Origin of the sequence: Candidatus Pelagibacter sp. HIMB1485 (assembly GCF_052048055.1) — a bacterium.
Taxonomy (GTDB): domain Bacteria; phylum Pseudomonadota; class Alphaproteobacteria; order Pelagibacterales; family Pelagibacteraceae; genus Pelagibacter.
In genome coordinates this window covers 591,292-617,646 of record NZ_JBNAIN010000002.1, presented here as the reverse complement: position 1 = coordinate 617,646, position 26,355 = coordinate 591,292, and the positions used below count along the sequence as shown (strand labels likewise).

Here is a 26,355-nt window from a genome sequence, read left to right as displayed (position 1 = left end):
AAATGACCATTGGTTGGCATTTTGATAATTCATATTCAAAACTATCAAAAACATTTAAAGAAGACATCAATCCTACTCCAGTTCATGAGCCTGAGCTTGTTATTTTAAATGAAGAACTTGCTAAAAATTTAAATTTAAACTTTTCGGGAATAGATAAAAAAAAATTAGCTGAAATATTCTCTGGAAATAGTTTGCCTGATGGAACTAATTCAATTGCACAAGCATATGCTGGTCATCAATTTGGTCATTTCACGATGCTTGGAGATGGTAGAGCTGTTCTATTAGGAGAACATATAGATAATAAAAATCAACGTTTCGATATACAATTTAAAGGTTCAGGAAGAACCTCTTTTTCTAGAGGTGGAGATGGAAGAGCTGCTCTAGGTCCAATGTTAAGAGAATACATAATTAGTGAAGCAATTAACGCTTTAAATATTCCAACAACAAGAAGTCTTGCGGTTGTTAAAACTGGAGAAAAAGTTGTTAGAGAAAATTTGTTAAATGGAGCAATTTTAACAAGAGTTGCATCCAGCCATATTAGAGTTGGCACTTTTCAATATATTGCAGCTACTCAAAATCTAGAGGATCTTAATACATTAGTTGATTACACAATTGATAGACACTATCCAGAAATTAAGTCCTCTAAAAACAAAGCTTTAGATTTATTAAGTCTTGTAATGGAAAGACAATGTCAGTTAGTGATTAATTGGATGAGAGTTGGATTTATTCATGGAGTGATGAACACTGATAATATGGCTATTTCTGGCGAAACAATTGATTATGGTCCATGTGCTTTTATGGATCAATATGATCCAAAAACTGTATTTAGCTCTATAGATAAATTTGGAAGATATGCTTTTTCAAATCAACCACCAATTACAAAATGGAATTTAGCAAGATTTGCAGAATGTCTGATACCACTTATTGATAAAGATGAAGATACAGCAATTAAAATTGCAACAGAGTTAATTGATAATTTTCAAAATATTTATGAAGAAAAATGGTTAAATATGATGAGAGATAAACTTGGTTTATTTGGTGAAGATAAAAATGATCTAACATTAATTAATAAACTTTTAGATTGGATGAAAAATAATAATGCAGATTATACAAATACCTTCTGTCATTTAATGGGTGTTGAGATTGATAATGAAGTTTATAAAAATGATGATTTTAAAAATTGGACTAATGAATGGGAGAAAAGATTAAAACTAAATAATTCATCTGACAAATGCTTAGAACTGATGAAAAAAACTAATCCTATAGTTATACCAAGAAATCAAAAAGTAGAGGATGCTCTAGCTGATGCGGACAAAGGAAATCTAGAAACAATGAATAAACTTTTAAAAGTTTTAAGTAATCCTTATTCTGATCAAGAAAATATTATTGAATTTCAAAAACCTACACCAACAGGTAATGAAAAATATCAAACTTTTTGTGGAACTTAATTATAAAACGTAAGGTTCTCTTCTTGCAGTTTTGCCCAACACTCTTTCAACAGCAAAATCACTTATATCAATTGTTTGGTATGAACCAGTTGTGATCAATTCAGTTAACGCTCTTCCAATACCCGGAGCTTGCATTAATCCTCTTCCAGTAAAACCAGTAGCCATATAAACATTGTCGTACTTAGGATGTTTCCCAACAACAGCATTATTATCTAATCTGTTACAATCATAATAACCTGCCCAGCCTCCAGTTAATTTTAATTCTTCAAAAGCTGGTATTCTTTTTGCTAGTGCTGGCCAAACTAATTCTTCAAAATCATTCCATGCTGGCTCTAAATCGTCTGCACCAAATACTGACAATGGTGATCCTGCTAAATACTCTCCACCCTCAGGTCTCCAATAAACACCCGTAGTTAAATCACCAGTTAGAGGCATTTCTTTTATATATGTTGGACATTTTACTCTGAACACTGTGTGTTTTTGAGGTTCAACAGGAATGTCTTCTAATAATTCTTTAGTCCAGCAACCAGCTGCAGAAACAATTGTTTTAGCATTTATCTCTGAAAGACTTTTAACCTCTCCTTTTATAAATTCTGCTCCAAGTTCTATTGCCTTACTTTTCAGTGCACTATGAAACATAAAAGGATCAATCCAACCTTCACTTTGATTATCTGTGTAAGTAGCAGTCTCAACACCTTCATCATTTATATATGGAAATACTTTCGATAGCTCTGAGCCTTTAATATTTTTTGTACCTGCATCACATTCCTTATGATTTTCTAAAGCTTTATATTGTTCTTCAGCATGTTCGGGACCAAACATCAAAAGGTAGCCATTGGTTACCATACTTGCTGTTGGATTAGGATTTTTTTCAGTTTTCAATAATTCTGGTATTTGAAAAATAAATTCTCTTGCAAATTTACCAAGTAAGATATTTTCTTTTTGAAAAAATTGTCTTCTAAAACCTCCTAAAGACAAAGGAAATGAAGCTGTTTTGTATGTTGGATCTCTTTCAATAACTTTAACTTTTCTTCCTTCTTTTGAGAGAAAATAAGCAGTTGCTGCCCCAATTATTCCACCGCCAACTACAACAACATCATCCATAATTAATTCAATATAATCAAACTAGTATTTAAAATTAGAGCAAAGCAACACCAAAGTAAATATGGAATCATCAAATACGAGCTCATCATTGTGACGCGTCTATATCTTATGATTAAATTAATAATGAATGCAATTAACACGACTAATACTAATAAAGCTAAAACCATGTTGTGAAATACAAAGAAAACTATACTCCAAGTTGCATTGAAAACTAAATGAATAAAATAAATATAAACTGTATTCATCTCTTTATTTTTGGAATGCCAATACATCCAAATGGAAATTGTCATCAATAAATATAAAATTGTCCATACTGGACCAAACACCCAGTCTGGTGGATTAAAAACAGGTTTATTTAATAGAGAATACCAAGGCTCTTTGAAAGTAACTGTAGCTAATCCTCCAATTAATGAGGCTGAAAATGTAATGATAAGAAATAATATAAATGTTACAATTTTATTTTTTAACATAATGTTTATACATAACAAAAAATGAGCAAAAAAACTATTTGGATAACTGGTGGTAGCACAGGGATTGGTAAAGCTTTGGCAATTAAATTTGCAAACAAAGGATGGAATGTTGCGGTATCTGCAAGAAGAGTTGAGCTCCTAGATGAACTTTCAAAAAATTATGAAAATATTTCATCATTTCCCTTAGATGTTACTGATAAAACAAAATGTATAGAAGTTTTCAACCAGATTAAAACTAAGTTTGAAAATATTGATATATGTTTTTTTTCAACTGGTACATGGAATCCAAAAAAAGAAAAAGAAATCGATGTTGAACAAATGGAAGATGTCTTTAAAGTAAATTTTTTTGGAACAGTGAACTCCATTAAAGCAGTGGAACAATATTATAGAGAAAGAAAAAATGGTATAATTACAATAGTTTCATCTATTGCTGGTTATAGAGGATTGCCTAATTCAACTGGTTATGGACCATCAAAATCTGCACTAAATAATTTAGCAGAAAGTTTATTTTTTGATTTTAAAAGGTACAATGTTCGAGTTTGTTTAGTTTCTCCTGGTTTTATTAAAACACCTATGACTGATAAAAACGATTTCAAAATGCCATTTCTAAAAACACCTGAATTTGCTGCTGATCAAATCTATGATGGCTTAATTAATAAAAACGTTTTTGAGATACATTTTCCAAAAGCGCTTACTTTAACTTTAAAGTTCTTTAGTTTTCTTCCAAGTAAACTTTACTTTAAATTAGTAGGAAAGATGACTAAGCATCAAAAGAAATAATTAATCTTTAACGAATACAACAGTCAGCTCTGCTACTTTAAATCCAAACTTAGTCATTGTAGCTCTGTTGATTGCAACTCTTTCATCTTGTTTAAAGATCCAATCATCAAAAGTAATTTTTAATTCTTTTCCTTTAACTGGAACTAACAAAACATACTCAAATTTAAATGCAGGACCGTAAGAATATCCTATTGCTTTTCCAACAACGTCCCCTGCTGTACCTTCATAATTATGTTCATCTATTTTAGTAATTGTCCACTCTCGGTCTTGAACCTCACCATCGTCCCAATTAAATTTTTCTTTTAAAATTAGTTGTTTGCCATCCCATGTTCCGTCTAAATCGGCTGAGAATTGTCTTGTAACTTTTCCTGATCGATTTTGCAAAACACCCCAAGCTTTAACGTTTCCTGTAAGGTATTCTTCAATAATTAACCTAGGTTCTTTATTTTTAAAATCTTCTGGTTTCATGGCACTATTATTTGAGCAACTTGTAATTAAGAAAGCCAGAATTATCAACGAAATTGATTTAATTATTTTCATATTATTGGTGTTATTTATTCTGCATTGAAAATTGAATCAAATCAATATTTTTAGATTTAAATCCAGCTTCACAATAAGATAGGTAAAATTCCCACATTCTTTTAAAAGTCAGATCAAATCCTTGATTTTTAATTTGATCCCATTTTCTCAAAAACTCTTCTCTCCAGATAGCTAACGTTTCTGCATAATGATCTGCATAAGAAATGTACGAATTAATTGTTAAGCCGTTATCTGAAACGTATCTATTAATGCTATTTTTATTAGGAAGAAATCCTCCTGGGAAAATGTATTTTTGAATAAAATCCTGTTTATTTTTGTATCTATCAAACAAACTATCATCAATTGTTATTGCTTGAATTGCAGCCTTTCCGCCATTTGATAAATTATCTTTTATTGTTTTAAAATAACTCTCTAAATAATTTTGCCCAACCGCTTCAATCATTTCAATTGAAGCGATCGAATTATATTTTCCTTGAAGATCTCGGTAATCTTTAATCTCAATATTTACTTTTTCATTTAGACCACATTTATGAATTCTCTCTTTTGCGTATTCGAATTGTTTTTTAGAAATAGTAATACAGTCTAATTTCACATCATATTTCTTACCTAAATATTCTGCAAAACCACCCCAACCACAACCAATTTCTAAAACTTTATCACCAGAACTAGGTTTGATTAGATCAATTAATTTTTGGTATTTATTATTTTGTGCAACACTTAAATTTTTTGAACTATCATCAAAGATTGCACTTGAATAAGTTAAAGTATCATCTAGCCACAATGAAAAGAAATCATTTCCAAGATCATAATGTTTTGCAATATTTTCCTTACTTCGACTTTTTGTATTTTTGATTATTTTATTTTTTATGAAATTGATTACAGGCAGATCAAGCAAACCTGAGAATTTATATATCACTTGAATATTTCTAGCTGTTAACTCAATTAGATCTGAAAGATTATCAGTTTCAAATTCACCTCTCATATAACTTTCAGCAAAACCAATGCTTCCACCTCTAATTAAATTATAATTAAAATTTGGATTTTTTATCTTAATATTTGCCTTTAAAGATTGATCAGGGTTACCAAACTTTAATATCTCACCTTCATAGGTAGTTATTTCAAGGTATCCATTTTTAATTTTACTTAAAAATTTAAAAACCAATTTATCTGCAGCTCTATTTAATAACATTAATTTTCAACCGTTAAATTGTTTCTTATTTTTATTTTTTTTTTAATTATCTTAATTCCTTTCATCCATAATTTAAAGGCCTCAAAATGGATTGCTGATATTATTTTTATAGTCATCAGTGGGTGCTTTAAATATGATTTTAATAATTGACTGCTATTTAAGTTTGTTCTTTTTCCATCTTGAGATGCAAATAAAATTTTTCCTTCTTGATCGTATTGATCAATGATTACAGAAAGTTTTTTATCAGGATTAAGAATTCTAAAGAAATACTTACAATTCATTTCTATAAAAGGTGAAACATGAAATTTTTTAGAACAATTATTCTGAATTAATTTATTTTCACTATCTACTCTAAAAACATAAGTATGTTGCTCACCAAATGTATTTTTCACCTCATATAATATAGATATTAATTTATCATTTTGATTGTAAACGAAAAAGATACTTAAAGGATTAAAAACATAACCAAAAATTCTTGGATAACAGAGAAGCTTAATTTTAATATCTGTGGTGTCTATTTTATTTTGTTCTAAATTTTTCTTTACCCACTCTTCAAGAGAAGATCCGTCGCGTTCACCATGATCCTTTTCATGAAAACTGATTAAATTGAACTTATTCAACGAAAAGAAGCTTATCTCTTGATCTATTTTTCTTAACTCAGATAAATCAATTAAAAGCGAGAAAACACTATACTTAAAATAGTGTTCTTTAGGTTTGAAACGTTTATGGATTACTTTTCCGTTATATATACATGAATTAGTCATTTAGGTATTTTAGCATTTCAATAGATGATTTTATTCCATCTTCATGAAAACCGTAACCAAAATAACTCCCGCAAAAAAGTAAATCTTTTTTATTTTGTAAACTAGACAGTTCAGATTGAGCATCTAATGCTTTTTGATCGTAGTAAGGATGAGTAAATTTAACTATTTTAAGTATTTTACTCTCATCAATTTCAAAATAAGGATTAAGAGTTAAAAAAATGTCCTCATCACATTTAAGGTTTTGTAAAAGGTTTAACCAATAAGTAATAGAATTTTTTTCTAAATCCTTGTCATTGATTGATGAATTCCATGAGGACCATGCCTTTTTATTTTTTGGCATCGCTCTTTTGTCTGTATGAATATATGCAATATTTTCCTTGTAACTAAAATTAGATAAAATTTTTGTCTCTTCATTAGTAGGATTATCAATCAACTTTAAAGCTTCATCAGCGTGAGCTGCTATTACAACTTTATCATAATCAAAAAATTCACTTTCACCACCATAATATAAATCTAACCCTTTTGATTTTCTTATAATTTTTTTTATTTTATAATTTTTAAAGTATTCACCACTTACCTTTGAAATTACTTTATTTACATAAGTTCTGCTTCTATTGGTTACGGTATACCACTGAGGTCTATTTTTTAATTTAAAGAGCCCATGATTTTGAAAAAATTTTAAAAAGAATGTTATTGGCATCTTGCTAGCTTCATAAGGTGGCATAGACCAGATTGCAGATACCATTGGAATGATATGGTAATCAATAAACGTTTTTGATAGTTTGTTGTTTTCTAAATATTCACCTAAAGTAAGTTTTTGATCTGTAACATTTATTTGATCGCTATTTTTATAAAATTTAATGATTTCAAAAAACATTTTTAAAAAATTAGGATTAAACAAATTAGATCTATTGGAAAAAATTCCATTTAAACCTTTTCCACAATATTCAAAGTTTGTATTTTCTACTGATACAGAAAATGACATGTCACTTTTTTCAATCTGAACATCATTTTCTTTAAAGAAATTAATTAAATTTGGATAGGTTTGAAAATTAAATACAATAAAACCAATATCTACAGATACTTTCTTTTCATCAAAAATTAAATCTATTGTATGAGAATGACCACCAAAATGATCTTCTTTCTCAAAAAGATCTACATGATGTTTTTTTGATAAATAATAAGCAGCACTTAAGCCTGATATACCAGAACCAACTACAGCAATTTTCATTAATGATTATGCTGCGTCTTCTTTAAACTCATCCATACTTGGACAAGTACAAAAAATATTCTTATCTCCATAAACATTGTCCACTCTTGCAACTGGTGGCCAAAATTTATTTGTTTTTAAGAACTTAGCAGGATAAGCAGCTTGTTCTCTTGAATATTTATGATCCCATTCATCTGATGCAAGTTCTATATCTGTATGAGGAGCGTTCTTAATAGGATTGTCTACTTTATCAAACTCACCAGAATTGATCTTATCTATTTCAGATTTGATATTAATTAAAGTATCACAAAATCTATCAAGCTCAGATAAACTCTCACTCTCTGTTGGCTCTATCATCATAGTTCCCGCAACTGGCCAAGACATTGTTGGTGCGTGGAAACCATAATCGATCAATCTTTTAGCGATATCTTCCTCAGTGATACCTGTCTCACTCTTAATTGATCGAATATCTATAATACATTCATGAGCAACATTGCCATTTGAACCTTTGTACAAAATTGGGAAATGATCTTTAAGTCTATGGGCTATATAATTTGCGTTTAATATAGCAACTTGCGTAGCTAGTTTTAAACCTTCAGAACCCATCATTTTAATATACATCCAAGAAATTGATAAAATACTTGAGCTTCCCCAAGGGGCTGCTGAAACTGCTCCTATTCCTGTAGCAGGTCCACAATCTTTAACAACTGGATGATTAGGTAAATAAACTTGCAAATGTCTTTTACATGCAATTGGTCCCATTCCTGGTCCTCCACCACCATGTGGAATGCAGAATGTTTTGTGTAAGTTTATATGACAAACATCTGGACCAAAATTTCCAGGTCTTGCTATTCCAACAAGTGCATTTAGATTTGCACCATCCATATAAACTTGACCACCATGTTTATGTATCAGTTCACAAATGTCTGTAATTTTTTCTTCAAATACACCGTGAGTAGACGGATATGTAACCATTAATGCTCCAAGATTTTCAGAATGTGCTTCTGCTTTTTTCTTCAAATCTTCAAAATCAACATTTCCTTCTTTATCACAATCAACAACTACAACTTTCATTCCAACCATTTGTGCACTAGCAGGATTTGTTCCATGTGCTGAACTTGGAATTAAACATATATTTCTATTTTCTTCGCCTCTATCTAAATGGTATTTTCTAATTACCATTAAGCCAGCATATTCTCCTTGAGCACCTGCATTCGGTTGAAGTGAAACACCAGAAAAACCTGTAATTGATCTTAACCAATTTTTAAGATCAGTGAATAAAGCTCTATACCCTTCCATCTGCTCTACTGGTACAAACGGATGAGGCTCAGCTAACTCTCTCCATGAAATTGGTATCATTTCTGCAGTTGCATTTAATTTCATAGTACATGAGCCAAGTGCAATCATAGTTCTATTAAGAGCTATGTCTTTATCTTCTAATTTTTTTAAATATCTAAGCATCTCTGTTTCTGAATGATATGAATTGAAAACAGGATGTTCTAAATATTTGGAAGTTCTTAATAAATTTTTTGGTAAATTAGGTAAACTCACTGTTGGATCTTCTTTTTTAATCGACTCAGCTGCATTAAAAATTTTCAATAATTGATTTACTCTATAAACATTTTTCTTTTCATCAAAAGAAACAGCCAACATTTCAGAATTTACTCTTCTAATGTTTACTTTTTGATCTAAAGCATTTTTATAGATTTGATCAGTTTTATCTTTTGTTACAATTGTAACTGTATCAAAGAAATGATCTGAATAAATTTCATATCCAGATTGTTTTAATTTATCTGCAAAATTTTTTGCTAATTGAGAAACTCTTTCTGCAATAGTTTTTATTCCATCTGGTCCGTGGTAAATAGCGTATGCAGCTGAAACAATTGCTAACAATGCTTGAGCAGTACAAATATTACTTGTCGCTTTATCTCTTCTAATATGTTGCTCTCTTGTTTGAAGTGATAATCTGTAAGCTTTATTTCCATGTCTATCTACTGACACTCCAATAATTCTTCCTGGCATTGATCTTTTAAACTCATCTTTAGTTGCAAAGAAAGCTGCATGAGGTCCGCCATAACCCATTGGTATTCCAAACCTTTGTGAACTTCCAACTGCAATATCAGCACCTAATTCTCTTGGTGTTTTAAGTAGCGCTAAAGCTAATAAATCAGAAACTAATACGGCTTTTCCATTTTTTTTATGGATTTTACTAATGGCTTCACTTGGATCTTTAATGTCTCCTAAAGTTCCAGGGTATTGAAGAATTCCACAAACTAAATCTTCTTTAAGTTGATCCAATACTTTATCTTCATTACCAACAAGTACTTTTAATCCCATTGGTTCTGCTCTTGTTTGAATTACATCAATTGTTTGAGGATGACAATTTTCAGAAACAAAAACTAAATTACTATCCTTTTTATTTAATCTATGACTTAATCCCATAGCTTCTGCAGCTGCTGTTCCTTCATCAAGCAACGATGCATTTGCAATGTCCATGCCTGTGAAATCAACAATCATTTGTTGGAAGTTTAGAAGCATTTCCAATCTTCCTTGTGCTACTTCAGGCTGATAAGGAGTATAAGATGTGTACCAACCTGGATTTTCTAAAATATTTCTTAAAATTACATATGGAGTGTAAGTTCCATAGTAACCCATACCAATAAAATTTGAATAAATTTGATTTTTTTTTGAAATCGCTTTCAGTTTTCTTAATGCTTCATACTCAGAATTAGACTCTCCTATATTTAATCCATCTTTCAATTGTATCTTTTCTGGAACTGTACTTTTAATTAAATCGTCTAATGAATTATAATTAAGCTCCTTCAGCATCTTATTTTGATCTTCTTCTGAAGGGCCAATGTGTCTTTTTAAAAAGTCTTTTTGTGAATTATGTAACATTAGCTAGCACTCTCCTTTGCAAATTTATCATATTCTTCTTTGTTCATTAAGCTGTCCATTTCTGAACTATCTTTTAATTTAAGTTTAAAAAACCAAGCTGATCCCTCAGGGTCTTCGTTAATCTTAGCAGGATCATCTACTATGGCTTGGTTGGTATCTACTACTTCACCACTTACTGGAGTATAAACATCACTTGCAGCTTTAGTTGACTCAACAACTCCTGCTGTTCCGTCTTTTTCAACGCTTGAACCTTTTTCAGGTAACTCAGCAAAAACAATATCTCCTAACATTTCTGTTGCATGTTTTGTAATTCCAATGGTAGCAACATCGCCTTCCACTGTAATCCACTCGTGCTCTTTTGAAAATTTAACTTCACTCATTTGTTTGCTCCTTTCACGTAACTTTTTTTATAAAATGGTAACCCACAAACACTTGCAGGATGTTTTTTTCCTCTTACTTCAAGTAAAATTTTTGTATCGACTTTAGAAAACTCTTTATCAATGTAGCCCATTGCTATTGGGCCATTTACACTCGGACCAAAAGTTCCACTGGTAACCTCGCCAATAAGTTTTTCTGACTCATCAAAGATTTTAGTTTTTTCTCTAGCAATCAATCTTCCTTCTGGCTTAATCCCAATTCTAATTTTAGAGGTACCTTCTTGTATTTCTTTCATAATTTTATCAGAACCAACAAATCCACCATTTGAAACTCTCTCTTTAGAAATCGCCCACTTTAAGTTTGCTTCAATTGGTGTTTTTTCAGTATCAAGTTCATGTCCATATAAGCACAATCCAGCCTCTAATCTCAAGGTATCTCTTGCCCCAAGTCCTATAAGTTGTGCTCCTTTTTCCATCAAATTCTGAGTAAATCCTTCAGCTAAATCGTTATTAATAGATACTTCAAAACCATCCTCTCCAGTATAACCAGACCTTGTAACAAAAGCTTTTTGATCTTTATAATCAAACCAGTTCCCTGTCATAAAATTAAGTTTTTCAACACCTTCTATTATGTCATTTAAAATCTCAACTGACTTTGGACCTTGAATTGCAATTAATGATCGTTGATCATCAAGAACCATTTCATATTTGTTTTTTAGTAAATTTGATAAAATTTTAAAATCATTATCTTTGCATGCTGCGTTTAAAATAATTAAATATCCTTTTTCAATTTTAGTGATTATCAAATCATCATGAATTCCAGCACTATCGTTCATTAAAAAACTATATTTAGAACAGTTTTGTTTCAAATTTTTTAAATCAAGTGGAAAAATTTTTTCAAGATCAGCAGTTAAGTCCTCTCCACCATGAATAAATAATTGACCCATATGAGACACATCAAAAATACCTGCATTTGATCTTGTGAATTTATGCTCTTCAACAATCCCTTTACTGTATTGTATGGGCATTTCATATCCAGCAAATTCCACAAATTTAGCTTGGTTATCTTGATGAAGTTTGTTTAAAGATGTTTTTTTTCCCATACTAACTCTGTCGTACCCATCTGTATTTTTGCCTGAGAGTTTTACTCCTTCGGCGAGAACTCAATCTCTTTCCAGAGTTAATATAATACGGTCCTTTTACCTGAGAGTTTCCTGGGCGGTTGCTCCTTCGGTGTCACAAAGTTTGTGATCTCTCCCGTTAACAAATATTCTAATAAATACGGTTTAATGTCAAATGTTATTAGATCGCTTTTTTTTCTGAGGTATATAAATTGTAAAATTGAAGTAAAACTGCAAAAATAACTATTGATCCTCCAATTATAACAATGAAAGGTGGTTGTTCATTTATAAACATCCATGCCCATAAAGGACCTAGTACAGCTTCTGTTAGCATTATGATTCCAACCATTGCTGATGGCGTTCGTTGAGCACCAATAGTAATAAATATAAAACCTAATCCTAATTGTAAAAACCCAGCTAAAAATCCTAAAAAAATATCATTAGGAGATATCATTATTTTTTCTGACATTAGGAAACCTATTAACAACGCAAAAACACCTGCAACAAATTGAGCAGGAACCATATCAACAGTTGGATATTTTCTTACTACCAAAATTAATGTAGCAAAGGATATTGGCATTATGAAAGCTGCAATATTTCCAGACATTTGACCTGGAGATAAAGAACTTCCAACCATTAAAAGTATTCCTGAAATTGCAAGAATTATTGAAGTAAGAGTAATTGTTGAAATTTTTTCTTTTAAAAAAAAGTAACCAAATATTGCTAAAAAAATTGTTTGTGTTTGAATAATAAAATTAGCATTAGCAACTGTTGTGTTATACATCGCGAACACATAACCACTAAAACCAAGTGATAAAATAAATCCACCAAAGAAACCAGGAAATCCTAAATTATAAAAGGATCTAAATACTTGTTTCTTATAAGTTAAAGTTAAATACAAGCTAATAACAATTAGGAAGAATACTGTTCTCCAAAATAATATTTGCCAAAGAGTTGCTCCTTCAAATGACTTAACAATCAAACCTCCAAAACTAAGACTACATGCACCTAGAAATACTAAGAAGGGTCCAGGAAGTTTTCTAATAATATTCATTATATTTGATTAAGTAAGTTCAGAGTGTCCATCTCATATAATTTAAACAAAGTTTCAGCATTAGATAAATTTATCTCTTTAAATTTGATTTTTGAGCCAGGTGATATTTGTACTAAACGATCATAATCAACACTAGCTACTACACCAATTTTTGGATACCCTCCTATGGTTCCGTGGTCTGAAAGCATGATAATTGGGTTTCCATCTGCTGGTACCTGAATGACCCCTTTTAACAAACCTTCTGATTTAATATTGGTATTTACAATATTTTCAATTTTTGGACCTTCTAACCTCATTCCCATTCTGTCTGAAAGTTTTGATACAGAAAATTCTTTTTCAAAAAATATCTTTTTTCCTTCCTCAGAAAAATAATCAAAGTTTGGTCCTTTTATTACTCTAATATTTTCAACTTTAGAATTTATATAATTAGTCTTTTTTTTACTTTGGTCTGAATTAATATTTAAGATATTTACTTTTTGACCGTTCTCTAATTTTTTTCCATTATTTGATCCAATATTTGCCTTGGTATTTATCGAACAACTATTCCATTGAAATTTTAAATCTAATTCTCCACCAAATGCTAAATATCCATAAACTGATTTATTTGTTGAGATTAGATTAATCTCATCTCCACTTTCAATTTGATAACTCTCATAACAATTACCATCAATTTCTGTGCCATTTTTAATAATTTTAAAAACAATATCACCTGTAACTGCTATATTAATTTTTTCTCCTAAATATTTTATATGTGGTCCTTGGTATGCAAATTCTATAATTGGAGAATTTAATTTATTACCTACCAGCTTGTTAGCTAAACTATAATTTCTATTATCCATTGCTCCGCTAAATGGAATTCCTATATGATATAAATTATTTCTTCCTTGGTCCTGAAAGGTTGTATTTACTCCAGCTCTTATAATTTCAAAATTATTTGTCATTGTAGCTATTATATTTTTCAAGATTTATTTGTTTAAAAACTACTATATCGCCAGGATTTATTAAATTTGGCTCTTCCTCTTTTGAATTATCAAAAACATCTACAGGTGTATTACCAAGTATGTTCCATCCACCAGGGCTTTCAAATGTATAAATATTTGCAAATTGTTCAGTTAAAGCAACTGATCCTTTGGGGACTTTTACTCTTGGTGTTTCTAATCTTGGTACTCTCATATTTTCATCCAAATCACCTAAAAATGGCATACCAGCGATAAATCCTGTCATATAACAAAAATATTCCTTACTAAAAAAATTTTCTAAAATTTTATCTCGACTGATATTTAATTTTTCTTCTAATCTTTTTATATCAAGAGAAAATTGATCATCACAACAAACTGGAATTTCTATTTTAGTGCTGTTGTTATCTTGAGTTTCATTAACATTTAAATTTTCAATTAATTTTTTAACTTCTTTAAAATTTGTTTTTCTAAGGTCGTAAGAAACTATTAATTTATTATAAGAAGGAGTAAGATTATTTATACTTTCAACGTTCTCCTTTTTTAAAGCTTTAAAATATTTTATTACTTCAGAGTTAACTGATTTATTTACCTCTACACCAAAATCGCAATAAACAGCTGCGTCACCAAGATTTGATATATTTTTTATCATGGCATGTTATACTTCAACAATTAGAACTATGGAAATTAATATAAATTGTGATTTAGGTGAAAAATCAAAACACCATTCAAATAAATATGATCCAGACTTACTTGATATAGTAAATTCTGCTAATGTTGCATGTGGATTTCATGCTGGTGATGAGGAATCTATGAACCAAGTGGTTCAAATATCGAAAAAAAATGGTGTAAGCATTGGTGCTCATCCATCATTCAATGACCCAGAAAATTTTGGAAGACAAAGAATGAACCTTGCACCTGAAGAAGTTAGAAAATTAATTATTGATCAATATGAAATTTTACAAAAGATTGCTCAAGATCATGGAGAAAATGTTACCCATATAAAACCACATGGAGCATTAAATAATATGGCGTGTGAGGATATTGATCTAGCGACCACTTTGGCAAAAGCTATTAACGAAATAAGCAAAGATATAATCTATTTAGTTCCAACAGGTTCTAAAATGGAACAAGCAGCTAAAAAATTAGATATGAAAATTGCCTGTGAAATTTTTGCAGATAGAACCTATGAAGATGATGGAAATTTAGTTTCTAGAAAAAAACCACATGCATTAATTACTAATCCTGAAGAAGCTAAAAAACATGTATTAAGCATGGTAAAAAATCAGGCACTGAATTGTCACAGTGGAAAGCAAATACCTTGTGAAATCGACTCTGTCTGCATACATGGTGATAATGAAAGTTCACTTGCTACAGCAAGATCAATTAGACAAAATTTAATTGAAAATGGACTTAATTTAAAACCTTTAAGCCAAATGGAGAAATTTTTGTAATGATAAAAAAAATATTCTTAATAATTGTAATAACATTATTCTCAACAAACCTAATAGCTGCAGGCACAGATAGTACAAGTAAAGTGAAATCTGATTATGATAAGGCTGTAACACACATCAAAGTTGCAAAAAAATATGAAAAAAAAGGTAAACTAGAAAAAGCCAAAAAAAGATATGAAAAGGCTCTACCTTTGCTTATTAAATCAAATAAGAAGAAACCACTTCAAGCGGATACCTTAAACTATTTAGGATTTACAACTAGAAAACTAGGTGATTATGAAAATGGAGAAAAATATTATCTTTTAGGTCTAGAAATTGAACCAGACCATATTGGAATAAATGAGTATCTAGGTGAATTATATGTTGTCACAAATAGAATGGATTTAGCTAAAGAAAGACTTAAAGTATTGGAAACTTGTAATTGTGAAGAATATAACGAGTTAAAAGAAATAATCGAAGGAACTAAGAAATCAAAATACTAATTTAATGCTAGATATTCAAGATCCATTAGAAGCTAGAAAAGTTATAAGAGAAAATAATTACAAAGAACAAACAGCTGGTGCTGCTAATAAGTATGTTCAAGGAAATCTTTGTATCTTACCAAGCAAATATGCAATGGACTTTGCTTCTTTCTGTCAAAAAAACCCAAAACCTTGTCCATTAATTGGATTTGGTACAAAAGGAGATCCATCATTAAAAGATCTTGGTGATATTGATATTAGAACTGACGTTCCTCAATATAGAGTATGGGAAAAAGGAAAATTAATTGACGAACCATATGATATTAAAAAATATTGGAATGAGGATCTAACAACTTTTGTTCTAGGGTGTTCAATGTCTTTTGAGCTACCTTTAATTGAAGCAGGAATTCCAATTCAACATATAGAAAACAATACTATTGTTCCAATGTATAAAACTTCAATAGATTGTGAACCTGCTGGACAATTTTCAGGAAAACTAGTTGTGTCTATGAGACCATTAAGTTCAAAAGATACAATTAGATCAATTCAAATTAGTTCCAGATTTCCAGCTGTGCATGGTGCACCTGTGCATGTTGGTAATCCTGATGAAATTGGAGTTAAAGATATAATGAAACCCGAATATGGTGATCCACCTAGAGCAATAAAGAACAATGAAATTCCAGTATTTTGGGCATGTGGTGTTACTCCTCAATCTGTTTTAGAAAATTCAAAACCTGATTTTTGTATCACTCACAGTCCAGGTAAAATGCTTATTACTGATAAACTAAATAATGATCTTGCTGCTTTTTAGTTAATTTCCTAAAAAAACTTTAGTTACTTTCTCATTATCAATTAGTTCTTCTGATTTGCCATCAATGACTAGTCTGCCACTTTCTAAAACATAGCCTCTGTCCGCCATACTCAGAGCTAATCTTACATTTTGCTCTACAAATAAAATTGAAATACCTTCTGCAACAATATTTTTAAATATCTTAATTAGGTCTTTCATAACCATTGGCGACAAACCTAAAAAAGGTTCATCAACCATTAAAAGTTTAGGCAAACCCATCATTCCTCTTGCTATAGCTAACATTTGTTGCTCACCACCAGACATAGTTTTTGCTAATTGATCTGATCTAGTTTCTAGCTTTGGAAATATCTTATAAACTTTGTTTAATGAATTTGTTAACTCTTCTTTTGCTTTTGGATGCCAAGCACCCAATAAAAGATTTTGTTTAACAGTAAGATGAGGAAATACTCTTCTTCTTTCTAGCACATGTGAGATACCTAATTCGGTTCTTTTGTAAGTTGGAATATTTGAAATTAAAATGTTGTCAAAAGTGATAGATCCCTTTTTATGCCCAACTAAATTACTTATAGTATTTAAAACTGTACTTTTACCAGACCCGTTTGGTCCTAAAAGTGCAACCATTTCTGCTTTATTAACATTAATTGAAACGTCCCAGATAACTTGGAAATCATCATATAAAACATCAATATTTTTTACATCAAGCAGCATCAAATGTTCCTAAGTAAGCATCTATTACTTTTTTATTATTTTGAATTTCTTTTGGTTCACCAAATGCAATTCGTTTTCCTTGATCTAATGCAAGAACATTGTCAGAAATTTCCATAATTATATTTATATTATGTTCTATTGTAATAATCGTTACACCAGTCTTTTTTAATTTTTTAACAAGTTCAACAAGTCCAGGAATAGTTTTTTGGTCCACACCTCCTGTTACTTCATCCATCAAAAGTAATTTAGGATCAATAGCCATAGCTCTAGCCATTTCTAATCTTTTTCTTTGTCCAGTTGATAACTCTTTTGCAAAGTGATGTCTTTTTTCAATCAGATCTACAAAGTCAATAATTTCTAAAGCTCTATCTCTTGCTCTTTTAATATCTTTCTCTTTAACAAACGCTCCTATCATAACATTTTCAAGTAATGTTTGATCTGCAAATGGTTTTAGTTTTTGAAAAGTTCTACCTACTCCAAGGTTACTTATTTTATCAGGGCTAATTCCAAAAATATTTTTATCAAAAAATTTAACTTTTCCAGTGTCTGGTTTTGTAAAACCAGTAATCAAATCAAATAAAGTAGATTTACCAGCACCATTAGGTCCTATCACTCCTAAAATTGATCCCTCTTCAACGTCAAAAGAAATATCTGTATTTGCATGTATTCCACCAAAAGATTTACTTAGATTTTCAACTGTTAATATTTTCATCTTTGTTTTTTTCTTTCTAAAATATCTTTAGGAATAAATGAGATCAGACCATTTGGTCTAAAAATACAAATAATCATTAAAATCAAACCATAAAAAATTAAATCAACAGCACCACCTGTGCCTCCTAAATAAATTCTTGAATATTCTGAAATTGGCACAAGTATTGCAGCTCCTATAATTGGACCCCAAACATTTCCAATTCCACCTAGTACTGTGATTAATAGAACTATAATTGATATCTCAATATTAAAAACTCTATCTGGATCAATAATTAAAATATACTGAGCAAATAAACTACCCATCGGAGCCATAATCATTGCTGAAATCACATAAGCTATAATTTTATAATTTGAAACATTGATACATAAACTTAATGCTGCTTGTGGATCATCTCTAACTGCTCTTAATCTGTAACCTAGTTTTGATCTACTTAATAACCAAACTAAAAAAAATATGATTAAAAAGAATATTAAAAAAACATAATAATAGGGAGCTTTACTGCTGTGAAACTGCAATGCAGACCATGAGTCTTCTGGTGTCATTGTGACCCATAATCCTGATGCAGCTCCTACTAGATCCCATCTTTGAAAAACTACTTGAAAACTTATCCCAATTAATAAAGTGGCAATTGCAAAGTAGTGACCACTTAATCTCAGCATTGGTATGCCAATTAAGATTGCAAAAATTGCTGAAACTAACATACCAAAAAATATACTGATCCATGGTGTTATTCCGTACTCCATATAAAAAAATGAAGTTGCATAGGCACCTATTCCAAAAAACGCTCCATGACCTAAACTAATTTGACCAGAAAAACCTGCAATTACATTCCAAGACTGAGCCATAACTGCATGCATAAAAATCATAATAAATAAATGCAGATAAAATGAATTCATCCCAAAAAGTGGAAGAGCAAATAAAAGTATAACTAAGCCAGTAATAATTGATATTACTCTATTATTCGTATTCCAAATCGGTTCTGATTTTGCAATTGCTAACTTACTATCCATTAATACCTACCAAACAGACCTTGAGGTTTGTAAATCACAACTAAAAGATAAATTGCAAATACATATAAAAGTTTAAATGACGGATCGATCAGTAATCCACCTAAAGATTCTACTAATCCAATAATTATACCAGCATATAAACACCCAATAATGCTTCCAAAACCTCCTAATGCTACTGCAACGAAAGCAAATAACGCAAAGTTAATACCAACATCAGTAAAAATAAAAAAATAGTTTGCCATCATTCCACCTGCAACTCCAACACAACCAAGTCCAATCGCCCAACCTATTGCAAACATTTTGTTTGATGGAATTCCTAAAATTTCAGCAGCGTGTCTATCTTGAGCTGTTGCTTGAAGAGCTAATCCAGTTTCTGTTTTTGTCACAAACCAATACAAACCAAAAAAAGCAACTAGACAAACAAGACTAGCATATAATTGAGGTTGACCAATAAATACAGATCCAATTTCAATACGCCCCTCTAATAAAGGCTTATCAACGTTTCTAAAATCTGGTGTCCACAATAATTGAGCAATCGATCTAATAAAAATAGATAATCCAAATGTTGCACAAATTTGGATAAGCATTTTTGCTTTTAAAATATATCTTATTAAAAAATAATGTGTGATGATCCCACAAAAAGCTAACAAAAGGATAGTAATTGGAATTGAAAACAATGGATCTAAACCAAATAAAGACCAAAGCCAAAATGATGAAAACATAGACAACATCAAATGCTCTCCATGAGCAAAGTTTACAATTTCCATTAATCCAAAAATTAAACTTAAGCCTGCTGCGATTAATGCATAGATTAATCCCATCATTAAGCCTGTGACTATAGCTTGAATTATAATTTCAGAAGTCATTTGGTTTATTATTAAAGTATATATAAAGAATGTATATATTAAACAAATACTTCTTAAGTATTAGTAAAATAAAAAAACTAAATCATTGAATTGATCAATTGAATAGTATTAAGTTAGTTATTTAAAAATTAAACAAGAGGGAAAAAAATGAGAAAATTAATTCTTACAGTATTTACTTTTTTTTCATTGGTATCTGCGCCAGTAATTAGTTACGCAGAGGATGTAAAAATTGGAGTACTTTATCCACTTACAGGACCTGTTGCTCAGGTTGGTAAAGATGCTGTTGCAGCAGTTAAGACAGCTTTAGATATCATTAATAACAGTCATAACATTCCAGGTATGCCACTTGCAAAAGATGCAGGATTAAAAGGATTAGGCGGCGGTAAAATATCTATCGTTGTAGGAGACCATGGTGGAAAACCAGATATCGGTGTTGGTGAGACTGAGAAAATGTTAAATTCTGACAAAGTTCATGCAATGTTTGGAGCTTACTACTCATCAGTAACTGGTGCTGCTAGTCAAGTATCTGAGAGAGCAGGAATACCTTGGGTAAACGGTGAGTCTACTTCTCCAAAATTAACAACAAGAGGATTTAAATACTTCTTCAGAGTTACTCCACACGATGGTGAGTTTACTCAGCTTATGTTTGAGTTCATGAACGACTTTAACAAAAAGAATAGTAATAAGTTAAAGACATTAGGTATTATTCATGAAGATACATTGTGGGGTGCTGACAGTGGTGGAACTCAAGACAAAATGGCTAAAGAACAAGGTTATGATGTTATAGAGAAAATTAGCTACAAAGCTAAAACAACAACTTTAAGTTCTGAAGTACAAAGATTGAAAGCAAAAAACCCAGATGTTTTATTGCCTTCATCTTATACAGCTGATGCATATTTATTTTTAAATACTGCAAAAGAACTTGATTATAATCCTAAACTTTTAGTTGCTCAAAATGCTGGTTATACAGATCCTAAATTCATAGACACAATGGGAAGCAAAGCAGAAGGTGTGATTACAAGATCACCTTTTAATACTGACTTAGCAAAAACTATTCCTATGATTGGAACTGTAAACGACTTGTTTAAAACACACTCTGGTGGAAGAGATTTGTCAGATGTGCCTGCAAGAGCATTTACAGGTTTTATGGCTTTAGCTAATGCAATTAATAATGCTGGATCAACAGATCCTGAGAAAATCAGACAAGCTCTAGTAAATCTAGATATGTCATCTGAGTCTTTAATTGTTCCTTACAGAGGAATTAAATTTGGTGCAGATGGTCAAAACGAAAAGACTAGAGGTATTTTAATGCAAGTTCAAAATGGAAAATACTGCACAGTATATCCATTTGAATTAGCAGCTTGTGAGTTAAAATATCCTATGCCTACTTGGTCTGAAAGATAATTTAATAAAAATACAATTATTAAGGCGGTCAAATTTTTTTTGACCGCCTTTTTTTACTCTTTTGATTGCAATCTTCTTAAATTAAAATAATAATTAGACATCTTGATTGAAGAGCTCATAATTCTAACCCAAATTATTTTTATTACTATTATCTTAACTGCAGATAACGCTGTGATAGTTGGATCTATTGCATCAAATTTTGTGCCTAAAAATAGAAAACAAATTATTTTATGGGGTGTAATTGGAGCATTTGTTTTTAAAATATTTTTTGCAATCTTTGCTACTTTTTTATTTGAATTTTATTTTATAAAAATTTTAGGTGGGTTGTTGTTGGTATGGATAGTTAATGATTTAAGAAAAGATCTTGTTGATATTAAAAATATAAAAACTTCAGTTAAAAAAACAAAGCAACCGTCATATATAAATAGTATAGGTAAAGTTCTGTTTGCTGATCTTATGATTAGTTTTGATAATGTAATTGGTGTTGTTGCTGCAGCACAAGGATATTTTGGCTATATGATTTTTGGTCTTGTACTATCGGTTGTTCTTACGGGTGCATTAGCTACTTATATGGCTAACTATATTCAAAAACACATTTGGATAGCTTACATTGGTTTAATATTTATTTTAGTTGTTGGTCTACAATTAATTATAGGTGGTTTGGTAGATCTTGAGATACTAAATATTAACGAGGAATTTAAAAAATACTTTTAATTAAAAGAGTATTTTTTTGAGGGGAATTTTCTTGTTTTAACCTCACTTGCGTATTTAGAAACTGCTTTTGATATTTCTGTCTTGATATTTGCATATTTCTTAACAAATCTAAATTTAATTGGATTTAAACCTATTAAATCATCAAATACCAAAATCTGACCATCGCAATTATTAGATGCGCCTATCCCAATTGTTGGAACACTAACACTTTTAGTTACTTGTTTTGCTAATGATGTTTGAACACACTCTAAAACCATGCAAAATGAGCCAGCTTCTTCAACTAACCTTGCGTCTTTCATAATATTTTCTTTTTCACTTTGTTTCTTACCTTTAAATTTAAATGTTTTATCTGATTGAGGCAAAACCCCTATGTGGCCCATTACAGGAATATTATTTTTAACTAAAGTTTTAATAGTATTTATAATTTTCTTTCCACCTTCTAATTTGACACCATCACATTTAGTTTTTTTCATAATTAATTTTGCATTTTTTAATGCTTCTTTAGGATTTCGATAAGTGTTATGAGGCATATCAACAATCATTAAACTTTTTTTAATACCCATACGAACACTCTTGGAATGTTCAATCATTGTATTCAAAGTTACTTCTCTGGTAGATTTATAATTATATAAAACTGATCCAAGTGAATCTCCTACTAAAATTAGATCACAATAATTATCTAAAACTGAAGCAATATTTTTAGAGTAAGCAGTTAAGGTTACTAATTTAGTTTTATTTTTTTTCTTAATAAAATCTGAAATCTTTTTATTCATCGACTTACCAAGAGCCGGTATTTTCCATCGAAGCCCAAGGCTCTTTAGGCTCTAAGTTTCCTTCTTGTAGTATTTCTATTGAAATTTTATCAGGTGATCTAACAAATGCCATATGACCATCTCGTGGTGGTCTGTTTATAGTGTAGCCCATATCCATTAATCTTTGGCATGTTTCATAAATATTATCTACTCTATATGCAAGATGACCAAAATTTCTTGAACCTTCACCTAGATCATCTCCATCCCAATTATATGTTAACTCAATTTCTGCTTTGTCATCATTAGGAGCGGCAAGAAAAATTAAAGTGAATCTTCCTTTTTCATTTTCCATTCTTCTTGTTTCTTTTAGACCAAGACCTTCGCAGAAAAATCTTAAAGATTCATCTACGTCTTTAATTCTGATCATTGTATGTAAATATTTCATAAGATGTTTTTATAATTAAAATTACTCTAATTCAATAGTACTTGGAGGCTTAGAAGTAATATCATACACAACTCTATTAATTCCTCTTATACTATTCACAATTTTGTTAGAAATGGTTTGCATAAATGATTTTTTAAACTCATAAAAATCTGCAGTCATTCCATCTTCAGAAGTAATTGCTCTTAATAAACATAAATATTCATATGTTCTATTGTCACCCATAACTCCAACTGTTTTAACTGGAAGTAATGCTGCATATGCTTGCCAAATTTTGTGGTAGAGCCCATGATCTCTTAAAGCCTGAATAAAATAATGATCAGCTTCTTTTAAAATTTTAATTTTTTCATTTGTTATAATACCAGGCATTCTGATTGCTAAACCTGGGCCAGGAAATGGATGTCTTGAAATTATTTCATGACTTAAATTTAACTCTAAACCTAATTTTCTAACTTCATCTTTAAATAGAAATTTTAATGGCTCTACTAACTTTAAGTTCATTTTTTTAGGTAAACCACCCACATTATGGTGAGACTTTATTTTAGAAGTTTGACTCCCTGTAACAGACTTGCTTTCGATTAAATCTGGGTACAACGTTCCTTGTGCTAAAAATTTTACATTTTTTATTTTCTTTGCATACCTTTCAAAAATTTTGATGAATAGATTTCCTATTATTTTTCTTTTTCTCTCTGGATCAGATACATTTTTTAATTTACTTAAAAATTCCTTTTCAGCATTCACGTAGATTAAATTCATTTTTAATCTTTTTTTAAAAGTTTGAACAACCTGTACTTCTTCGTTTTTTCTGAGCAATCCAGTATTTACAAAAATACAATATAGTTTTTTACCTATTGCTTTATTCAATAATTGAGCAACCACACTACTATCTACGCCACCTGATAATGCACAAATTACTTTATTATCTCCAACTTGTGACCTTACATCTTTAATTAATTGTCTCTTTTGATCTTTTGATGACCAATTTTTCTTAATTTTACAAATAAGAAAAATAAAATTACTAATGAGTTTTTTTCCGTTTTCTGTGTGAGTTACCTCTGGATGAAACTGGACACCATAATAATTTTTAATTTTATTTTCTACAATTGCAAATTTTGAATTTGAGCTTGAAGCAATTACTTTAAAATTTTTAGGTAATTTAGATACTTGATCAGCATGGCTCATCCATACCACTTTAGATTTTTTTGTACCAAAAAAATTATTAGTTAAGAGACTTTTATTTTTTTTAATTACATTTGCTAAACCAAATTCACGATGCTTTGATTGCTTAACTCTTCCACCATTAAGTTTAGATAATATTTGATGTCCAAAACAAATACCAAGAACAGGAATATTTAAATCTAAAATTTTCTTATCAAATGAGTATTTATTAATTTGATAAACATTCAGAGGACCTCCTGATAAAATTATACCTTTTACACTTTGATTAATTTGATTAAGTTTGATTTTTTTATGACTTACAATATCAGAGAAAACTCCAAGTTCTCTAATTCTCCTTGCTATTAATTGAGTAAATTGTGAGCCAAAATCTACAATTAAGATTTTGTTAAGGCTATTATCAAGACTCATTACTTGGTTCTAGGTTTTTTAAAGACTCTAAAATTTCATTATTTTCATCACATAATGACTTACATACTTGAACAAATGTTTCAGATAATTCTTTAACTTTATCGTAATTAGATTTTTCAAGTGCAATTTTCATTAGCATTAAAATAGCTTCTTCATTTTGAGGATCAATTAATAGAGTGGTTTCTAAGTTATATTCTTCTTTCCTTTGATCTTCCTCGTGATTATAAATTTTTGCTAAGTACAAATATGAATTTGCATCCTTTGGATTAAAAACAATATTTCTCTCAAATAAAAATCTCGCATCCTCATATTTTTCTTTTTCATATAATTTAATCGCTTCGTTAAAAAAACTTTCCTTTGAAAAAGAATTAGATTGAAACGTAAAAATTAAAACAACCAGTAAAATTAATTTTAAAATTTTATTCATTAATATTTGCTATCATTTTTGATTACGTCTACATTATGAACCATACTTTCATAAAATCCTGCTTTAGTAATTTTAACAAATTGTGGTTTATTTCTCAATTTCACAATTTCTTTTGAACCAAGATAACCCATAGATGATTTAAGGCCACCAATTAATTTAAATATAATGCTTCCTACATCTCCTTTGTATTTTACAAAACCTTCTACTCCTTCTGGAACATACTTAGATGTGTCTTTTTGTTTAGTTTGAAAATATCTATCAGCTGAACCTTTGTTCATTGCGCCTACTGATCCCATCCCTCTAAAACTTTTAAATAATTTTCCATTTTTTTTAATTAGTTTACCAGGTGTTTCATCTGTTCCTGCAAATAAAGAACCTATCATTACAGCATCTGCACCTGCTGCAAAAGCTTTTGCCAAATCACCAGAATATTTTATTCCGCCATCTGAAATTATTTTTACATTTTTGTTTTTAAGTCCATTTCTTACAGATAAAATTGCACTTAACTGTGGAACACCTATTCCAGCAACTAACCTTGTTGTACAGATTGATCCTGGTCCAATCCCAACTTTAATAATATCTACTCCTAATTTAATCAAAAATTTTGCTGCTTCAGGAGTTGCAATGTTTCCTGCACATAAGGCGATATTCTTACCTTTAATTTTTTTTATATATTTAACTATTTCTCCTACTTTTTTGGTATGGCCGTGTGCTGTATCCACTACGATTAAATCAACACCTTCTTTAAGAATGGCTTTTGCTCTATCGAATTCAGCAATCGATGCTCCAACAGCTGCACCAACTAATAATTTTTGTTTTTTAACTTTTTTAATTTCTAAGATTTGTTTTTGAATATCTAAATTTCTGTGAATAACTCCTATTCCTCCAGCTTTACCAATTGCTATAGCCATATTACTTTCTGTGACAGTGTCCATAGCAGAAGATAAAAGAGGAATTTTAAGCTTTAAGTTTTTTGTTAAATTTACAGATGTATTTACTTCAGATGGCAAAATTTCTGAATACTTCGGGGCTAATGTAACATCGTCAAAGGTAAGTGCTTCTTTTATAGGAACCATGATCTTTTATATACGATTCC

The 26,355-nt window shown here is 30.2% G+C and carries 28 protein-coding genes and 1 riboswitch; of the genes, 7 read left to right on the top strand and 21 right to left on the bottom strand.

Features of this window, described 5'->3' with window-relative positions; all coding sequences use genetic code 11:
• Positions 1 to 2 precede the first annotated feature (2 nt).
• Positions 3 to 1,448 carry a protein adenylyltransferase SelO gene (locus tag ACTTA4_RS05655; protein WP_440633896.1) on the top strand — a complete coding sequence of 482 codons (1,446 nt, stop codon included), beginning with the start codon at positions 3 to 5 and terminating at the stop codon, positions 1,446 to 1,448.
• Here the strand turns inward: ACTTA4_RS05655 and ACTTA4_RS05650 are convergent, their stop codons facing one another.
• Together ACTTA4_RS05650 and ACTTA4_RS05645 are read right to left on the bottom strand one after the other, a co-directional pair.
• The gene (locus ACTTA4_RS05650; protein WP_440633895.1) at positions 1,449 to 2,552 is read right to left on the bottom strand and encodes an NAD(P)/FAD-dependent oxidoreductase; all 1,104 of its coding nucleotides are present in this window, start codon (positions 2,550 to 2,552) and stop codon (positions 1,449 to 1,451) included.
• Between the two features lie 2 nt (positions 2,553 to 2,554).
• Positions 2,555 to 3,022: a TspO/MBR family protein gene (locus ACTTA4_RS05645; protein WP_440633894.1), complete on the bottom strand. Its 468-nt coding sequence runs from the start codon at positions 3,020 to 3,022 to the stop codon at positions 2,555 to 2,557.
• Between the two features lie 21 nt (positions 3,023 to 3,043).
• Between ACTTA4_RS05645 and ACTTA4_RS05640 the strand changes: the two genes are divergently transcribed.
• Positions 3,044 to 3,802 carry an SDR family NAD(P)-dependent oxidoreductase gene (locus tag ACTTA4_RS05640; RefSeq protein WP_440633893.1) on the top strand — a complete coding sequence of 253 codons (759 nt, stop codon included), beginning with the start codon at positions 3,044 to 3,046 and terminating at the stop codon, positions 3,800 to 3,802.
• Here ACTTA4_RS05640 and ACTTA4_RS05635 read toward each other — a convergent pair whose 3' ends face one another.
• The 10 genes from ACTTA4_RS05635 to ACTTA4_RS05590 all read right to left on the bottom strand — a co-directional run bounded on the left by ACTTA4_RS05635 (position 3,803) and on the right by ACTTA4_RS05590 (position 14,563).
• Complete coding sequence (locus ACTTA4_RS05635; protein ID WP_440613940.1) at positions 3,803 to 4,342, bottom strand: DUF3833 domain-containing protein; 540 nt, start codon at positions 4,340 to 4,342, stop codon at positions 3,803 to 3,805.
• A gap of 10 nt (positions 4,343 to 4,352) precedes the next feature.
• Complete coding sequence (locus ACTTA4_RS05630) at positions 4,353 to 5,531, bottom strand: class I SAM-dependent methyltransferase (protein ID WP_440633892.1); 1,179 nt, start codon at positions 5,529 to 5,531, stop codon at positions 4,353 to 4,355.
• The gene (locus ACTTA4_RS05625) at positions 5,531 to 6,295 is read right to left on the bottom strand and encodes a DUF1365 domain-containing protein (protein WP_440633891.1); all 765 of its coding nucleotides are present in this window, start codon (positions 6,293 to 6,295) and stop codon (positions 5,531 to 5,533) included. The genes ACTTA4_RS05630 and ACTTA4_RS05625 overlap by 1 nt, the downstream gene beginning before the upstream one ends.
• On the bottom strand, positions 6,288 to 7,526 hold the full coding sequence (locus tag ACTTA4_RS05620; protein ID WP_440633890.1) for an NAD(P)/FAD-dependent oxidoreductase: 1,239 nt from the start codon (positions 7,524 to 7,526) through the stop codon (positions 6,288 to 6,290). The genes ACTTA4_RS05625 and ACTTA4_RS05620 overlap by 8 nt, the downstream gene beginning before the upstream one ends.
• 6 nt (positions 7,527 to 7,532) lie before the next feature.
• On the bottom strand, positions 7,533 to 10,403 hold the full coding sequence (gcvP, locus tag ACTTA4_RS05615) for an aminomethyl-transferring glycine dehydrogenase (RefSeq protein ID WP_440618717.1): 2,871 nt from the start codon (positions 10,401 to 10,403) through the stop codon (positions 7,533 to 7,535).
• Positions 10,403 to 10,783 carry a glycine cleavage system protein GcvH gene (gene gcvH / locus ACTTA4_RS05610; protein ID WP_262589607.1) on the bottom strand — a complete coding sequence of 127 codons (381 nt, stop codon included), beginning with the start codon at positions 10,781 to 10,783 and terminating at the stop codon, positions 10,403 to 10,405. The genes gcvP and gcvH overlap by 1 nt, the downstream gene beginning before the upstream one ends.
• Positions 10,780 to 11,883 (bottom strand): glycine cleavage system aminomethyltransferase GcvT, encoded by a 1,104-nt coding sequence (gcvT, locus tag ACTTA4_RS05605; RefSeq protein ID WP_440633889.1) that lies wholly within the window; start codon positions 11,881 to 11,883, stop codon positions 10,780 to 10,782. The genes gcvH and gcvT overlap by 4 nt, the downstream gene beginning before the upstream one ends.
• A 78-nt stretch (positions 11,884 to 11,961) precedes the next feature.
• A riboswitch (glycine riboswitch) is annotated at positions 11,962 to 12,051 on the bottom strand.
• A 31-nt stretch (positions 12,052 to 12,082) separates the two neighbouring features.
• Positions 12,083 to 12,955 (bottom strand): DMT family transporter, encoded by an 873-nt coding sequence (locus ACTTA4_RS05600; RefSeq protein ID WP_440633888.1) that lies wholly within the window; start codon positions 12,953 to 12,955, stop codon positions 12,083 to 12,085.
• The gene (locus ACTTA4_RS05595) at positions 12,955 to 13,896 is read right to left on the bottom strand and encodes a biotin-dependent carboxyltransferase family protein (protein WP_440633887.1); all 942 of its coding nucleotides are present in this window, start codon (positions 13,894 to 13,896) and stop codon (positions 12,955 to 12,957) included. Before ACTTA4_RS05595 ends, ACTTA4_RS05600 begins: the two co-directional genes overlap by 1 nt.
• Positions 13,886 to 14,563: an allophanate hydrolase subunit 1 gene (locus ACTTA4_RS05590; protein WP_440633886.1), complete on the bottom strand. Its 678-nt coding sequence runs from the start codon at positions 14,561 to 14,563 to the stop codon at positions 13,886 to 13,888. The genes ACTTA4_RS05595 and ACTTA4_RS05590 overlap by 11 nt, the downstream gene beginning before the upstream one ends.
• Before the next feature lie 28 nt (positions 14,564 to 14,591).
• Here ACTTA4_RS05590 and ACTTA4_RS05585 point away from each other — a divergent pair, with 28 nt between their 5' ends.
• Genes ACTTA4_RS05585 through ACTTA4_RS05575 form a run of 3 tightly spaced genes read left to right on the top strand, consistent with a single transcriptional unit; the run spans position 14,592 to position 16,637 of the window.
• Positions 14,592 to 15,365, top strand: a complete 774-nt coding sequence (locus tag ACTTA4_RS05585) for a 5-oxoprolinase subunit PxpA (protein ID WP_440634181.1) — start codon at positions 14,592 to 14,594, stop codon at positions 15,363 to 15,365.
• Positions 15,365 to 15,847: a tetratricopeptide repeat protein gene (locus ACTTA4_RS05580; protein ID WP_440633885.1), complete on the top strand. Its 483-nt coding sequence runs from the start codon at positions 15,365 to 15,367 to the stop codon at positions 15,845 to 15,847. Before ACTTA4_RS05585 ends, ACTTA4_RS05580 begins: the two co-directional genes overlap by 1 nt.
• Before the next feature lie 4 nt (positions 15,848 to 15,851).
• Positions 15,852 to 16,637: a putative hydro-lyase gene (locus ACTTA4_RS05575; RefSeq protein WP_440633884.1), complete on the top strand. Its 786-nt coding sequence runs from the start codon at positions 15,852 to 15,854 to the stop codon at positions 16,635 to 16,637.
• Here the strand turns inward: ACTTA4_RS05575 and ACTTA4_RS05570 are convergent, their stop codons facing one another.
• Genes ACTTA4_RS05570 through ACTTA4_RS05555 form a run of 4 tightly spaced genes read right to left on the bottom strand, consistent with a single transcriptional unit; the run spans position 16,638 to position 19,933 of the window.
• The gene (locus ACTTA4_RS05570; protein ID WP_440633883.1) at positions 16,638 to 17,345 is read right to left on the bottom strand and encodes an ABC transporter ATP-binding protein; all 708 of its coding nucleotides are present in this window, start codon (positions 17,343 to 17,345) and stop codon (positions 16,638 to 16,640) included. It lies immediately after the preceding gene.
• The gene (locus tag ACTTA4_RS05565; protein WP_440633882.1) at positions 17,335 to 18,057 is read right to left on the bottom strand and encodes an ABC transporter ATP-binding protein; all 723 of its coding nucleotides are present in this window, start codon (positions 18,055 to 18,057) and stop codon (positions 17,335 to 17,337) included. Before ACTTA4_RS05565 ends, ACTTA4_RS05570 begins: the two co-directional genes overlap by 11 nt.
• Entirely contained in the window at positions 18,054 to 19,067 is a 1,014-nt protein-coding gene (locus ACTTA4_RS05560) for a branched-chain amino acid ABC transporter permease (RefSeq protein WP_440633881.1), read from the bottom strand. The genes ACTTA4_RS05565 and ACTTA4_RS05560 overlap by 4 nt, the downstream gene beginning before the upstream one ends.
• Positions 19,067 to 19,933 carry a branched-chain amino acid ABC transporter permease gene (locus ACTTA4_RS05555; RefSeq protein ID WP_262589618.1) on the bottom strand — a complete coding sequence of 289 codons (867 nt, stop codon included), beginning with the start codon at positions 19,931 to 19,933 and terminating at the stop codon, positions 19,067 to 19,069. The genes ACTTA4_RS05560 and ACTTA4_RS05555 overlap by 1 nt, the downstream gene beginning before the upstream one ends.
• Before the next feature lie 147 nt (positions 19,934 to 20,080).
• Here ACTTA4_RS05555 and ACTTA4_RS05550 point away from each other — a divergent pair, with 147 nt between their 5' ends.
• On the top strand, positions 20,081 to 21,337 hold the full coding sequence (locus ACTTA4_RS05550; RefSeq protein ID WP_440633880.1) for an ABC transporter substrate-binding protein: 1,257 nt from the start codon (positions 20,081 to 20,083) through the stop codon (positions 21,335 to 21,337).
• A 102-nt stretch (positions 21,338 to 21,439) separates the two neighbouring features.
• A complete protein-coding gene (locus ACTTA4_RS05545) occupies positions 21,440 to 22,051 on the top strand; it encodes a YjbE family putative metal transport protein (RefSeq protein ID WP_440633879.1) in 612 nt (203 codons plus the stop codon).
• Here the strand turns inward: ACTTA4_RS05545 and panB are convergent.
• From panB to guaB, 5 genes are read right to left on the bottom strand one after another with little or no spacing between them, the layout of a single operon-like run.
• The gene (gene panB / locus ACTTA4_RS05540) at positions 22,048 to 22,824 is read right to left on the bottom strand and encodes a 3-methyl-2-oxobutanoate hydroxymethyltransferase (RefSeq protein WP_440633878.1); all 777 of its coding nucleotides are present in this window, start codon (positions 22,822 to 22,824) and stop codon (positions 22,048 to 22,050) included. The genes ACTTA4_RS05545 and panB overlap by 4 nt on opposite strands.
• A gap of 4 nt (positions 22,825 to 22,828) precedes the next feature.
• Positions 22,829 to 23,248 (bottom strand): VOC family protein, encoded by a 420-nt coding sequence (locus ACTTA4_RS05535; protein ID WP_440633877.1) that lies wholly within the window; start codon positions 23,246 to 23,248, stop codon positions 22,829 to 22,831.
• A gap of 21 nt (positions 23,249 to 23,269) precedes the next feature.
• Positions 23,270 to 24,832, bottom strand: a complete 1,563-nt coding sequence (guaA, locus tag ACTTA4_RS05530) for a glutamine-hydrolyzing GMP synthase (protein WP_440633876.1) — start codon at positions 24,830 to 24,832, stop codon at positions 23,270 to 23,272.
• On the bottom strand, positions 24,822 to 25,259 hold the full coding sequence (locus tag ACTTA4_RS05525) for a tetratricopeptide repeat protein (protein ID WP_440633875.1): 438 nt from the start codon (positions 25,257 to 25,259) through the stop codon (positions 24,822 to 24,824). Before ACTTA4_RS05525 ends, guaA begins: the two co-directional genes overlap by 11 nt.
• On the bottom strand, positions 25,259 to 26,335 hold the full coding sequence (gene guaB / locus ACTTA4_RS05520) for an IMP dehydrogenase (RefSeq protein ID WP_440633874.1): 1,077 nt from the start codon (positions 26,333 to 26,335) through the stop codon (positions 25,259 to 25,261). The genes ACTTA4_RS05525 and guaB overlap by 1 nt, the downstream gene beginning before the upstream one ends.
• Positions 26,336 to 26,355: the final 20 nt, after the last annotated feature.

Bases quoted from the DNA above. Each gene is read 5' to 3' on its own strand.
- ACTTA4_RS05555 (WP_262589618.1), bottom strand. From the start codon at position 19,933: ATGACTTCTGAAATTATAATTCAAGCTATAGTCACAGGCTTAATGATG.
- ACTTA4_RS05575 (WP_440633884.1), top strand. From the start codon at position 15,852: ATGCTAGATATTCAAGATCCATTAGAAGCTAGAAAAGTTATAAGAGAA.
- ACTTA4_RS05600 (WP_440633888.1), bottom strand. From the start codon at position 12,955: ATGAATATTATTAGAAAACTTCCTGGACCCTTCTTAGTATTTCTAGGT.
- ACTTA4_RS05595 (WP_440633887.1), bottom strand. From the start codon at position 13,896: ATGACAAATAATTTTGAAATTATAAGAGCTGGAGTAAATACAACCTTT.
- gcvT (WP_440633889.1), bottom strand. From the start codon at position 11,883: ATGGGAAAAAAAACATCTTTAAACAAACTTCATCAAGATAACCAAGCT.
- ACTTA4_RS05580 (WP_440633885.1), top strand. From the start codon at position 15,365: ATGATAAAAAAAATATTCTTAATAATTGTAATAACATTATTCTCAACA.
- ACTTA4_RS05550 (WP_440633880.1), top strand. From the start codon at position 20,081: ATGAGAAAATTAATTCTTACAGTATTTACTTTTTTTTCATTGGTATCT.
- ACTTA4_RS05645 (WP_440633894.1), bottom strand. From the start codon at position 3,022: ATGTTAAAAAATAAAATTGTAACATTTATATTATTTCTTATCATTACA.
- ACTTA4_RS05625 (WP_440633891.1), bottom strand. From the start codon at position 6,295: ATGACTAATTCATGTATATATAACGGAAAAGTAATCCATAAACGTTTC.
- ACTTA4_RS05585 (WP_440634181.1), top strand. From the start codon at position 14,592: ATGGAAATTAATATAAATTGTGATTTAGGTGAAAAATCAAAACACCAT.
- ACTTA4_RS05635 (WP_440613940.1), bottom strand. From the start codon at position 4,342: ATGAAAATAATTAAATCAATTTCGTTGATAATTCTGGCTTTCTTAATT.
- guaB (WP_440633874.1), bottom strand. From the start codon at position 26,335: ATGGTTCCTATAAAAGAAGCACTTACCTTTGACGATGTTACATTAGCC.
- gcvP (WP_440618717.1), bottom strand. From the start codon at position 10,403: ATGTTACATAATTCACAAAAAGACTTTTTAAAAAGACACATTGGCCCT.
- gcvH (WP_262589607.1), bottom strand. From the start codon at position 10,783: ATGAGTGAAGTTAAATTTTCAAAAGAGCACGAGTGGATTACAGTGGAA.
- ACTTA4_RS05655 (WP_440633896.1), top strand. From the start codon at position 3: ATGACCATTGGTTGGCATTTTGATAATTCATATTCAAAACTATCAAAA.
- ACTTA4_RS05565 (WP_440633882.1), bottom strand. From the start codon at position 18,057: ATGAAAATATTAACAGTTGAAAATCTAAGTAAATCTTTTGGTGGAATA.
- ACTTA4_RS05620 (WP_440633890.1), bottom strand. From the start codon at position 7,526: ATGAAAATTGCTGTAGTTGGTTCTGGTATATCAGGCTTAAGTGCTGCT.
- panB (WP_440633878.1), bottom strand. From the start codon at position 22,824: ATGAATAAAAAGATTTCAGATTTTATTAAGAAAAAAAATAAAACTAAA.
- ACTTA4_RS05525 (WP_440633875.1), bottom strand. From the start codon at position 25,259: ATGAATAAAATTTTAAAATTAATTTTACTGGTTGTTTTAATTTTTACG.
- ACTTA4_RS05630 (WP_440633892.1), bottom strand. From the start codon at position 5,531: ATGTTATTAAATAGAGCTGCAGATAAATTGGTTTTTAAATTTTTAAGT.
- ACTTA4_RS05535 (WP_440633877.1), bottom strand. From the start codon at position 23,248: ATGAAATATTTACATACAATGATCAGAATTAAAGACGTAGATGAATCT.
- ACTTA4_RS05590 (WP_440633886.1), bottom strand. From the start codon at position 14,563: ATGATAAAAAATATATCAAATCTTGGTGACGCAGCTGTTTATTGCGAT.
- ACTTA4_RS05570 (WP_440633883.1), bottom strand. From the start codon at position 17,345: ATGCTGCTTGATGTAAAAAATATTGATGTTTTATATGATGATTTCCAA.
- ACTTA4_RS05650 (WP_440633895.1), bottom strand. From the start codon at position 2,552: ATGGATGATGTTGTTGTAGTTGGCGGTGGAATAATTGGGGCAGCAACT.
- ACTTA4_RS05640 (WP_440633893.1), top strand. From the start codon at position 3,044: ATGAGCAAAAAAACTATTTGGATAACTGGTGGTAGCACAGGGATTGGT.
- guaA (WP_440633876.1), bottom strand. From the start codon at position 24,832: ATGAGTCTTGATAATAGCCTTAACAAAATCTTAATTGTAGATTTTGGC.
- ACTTA4_RS05560 (WP_440633881.1), bottom strand. From the start codon at position 19,067: ATGGATAGTAAGTTAGCAATTGCAAAATCAGAACCGATTTGGAATACG.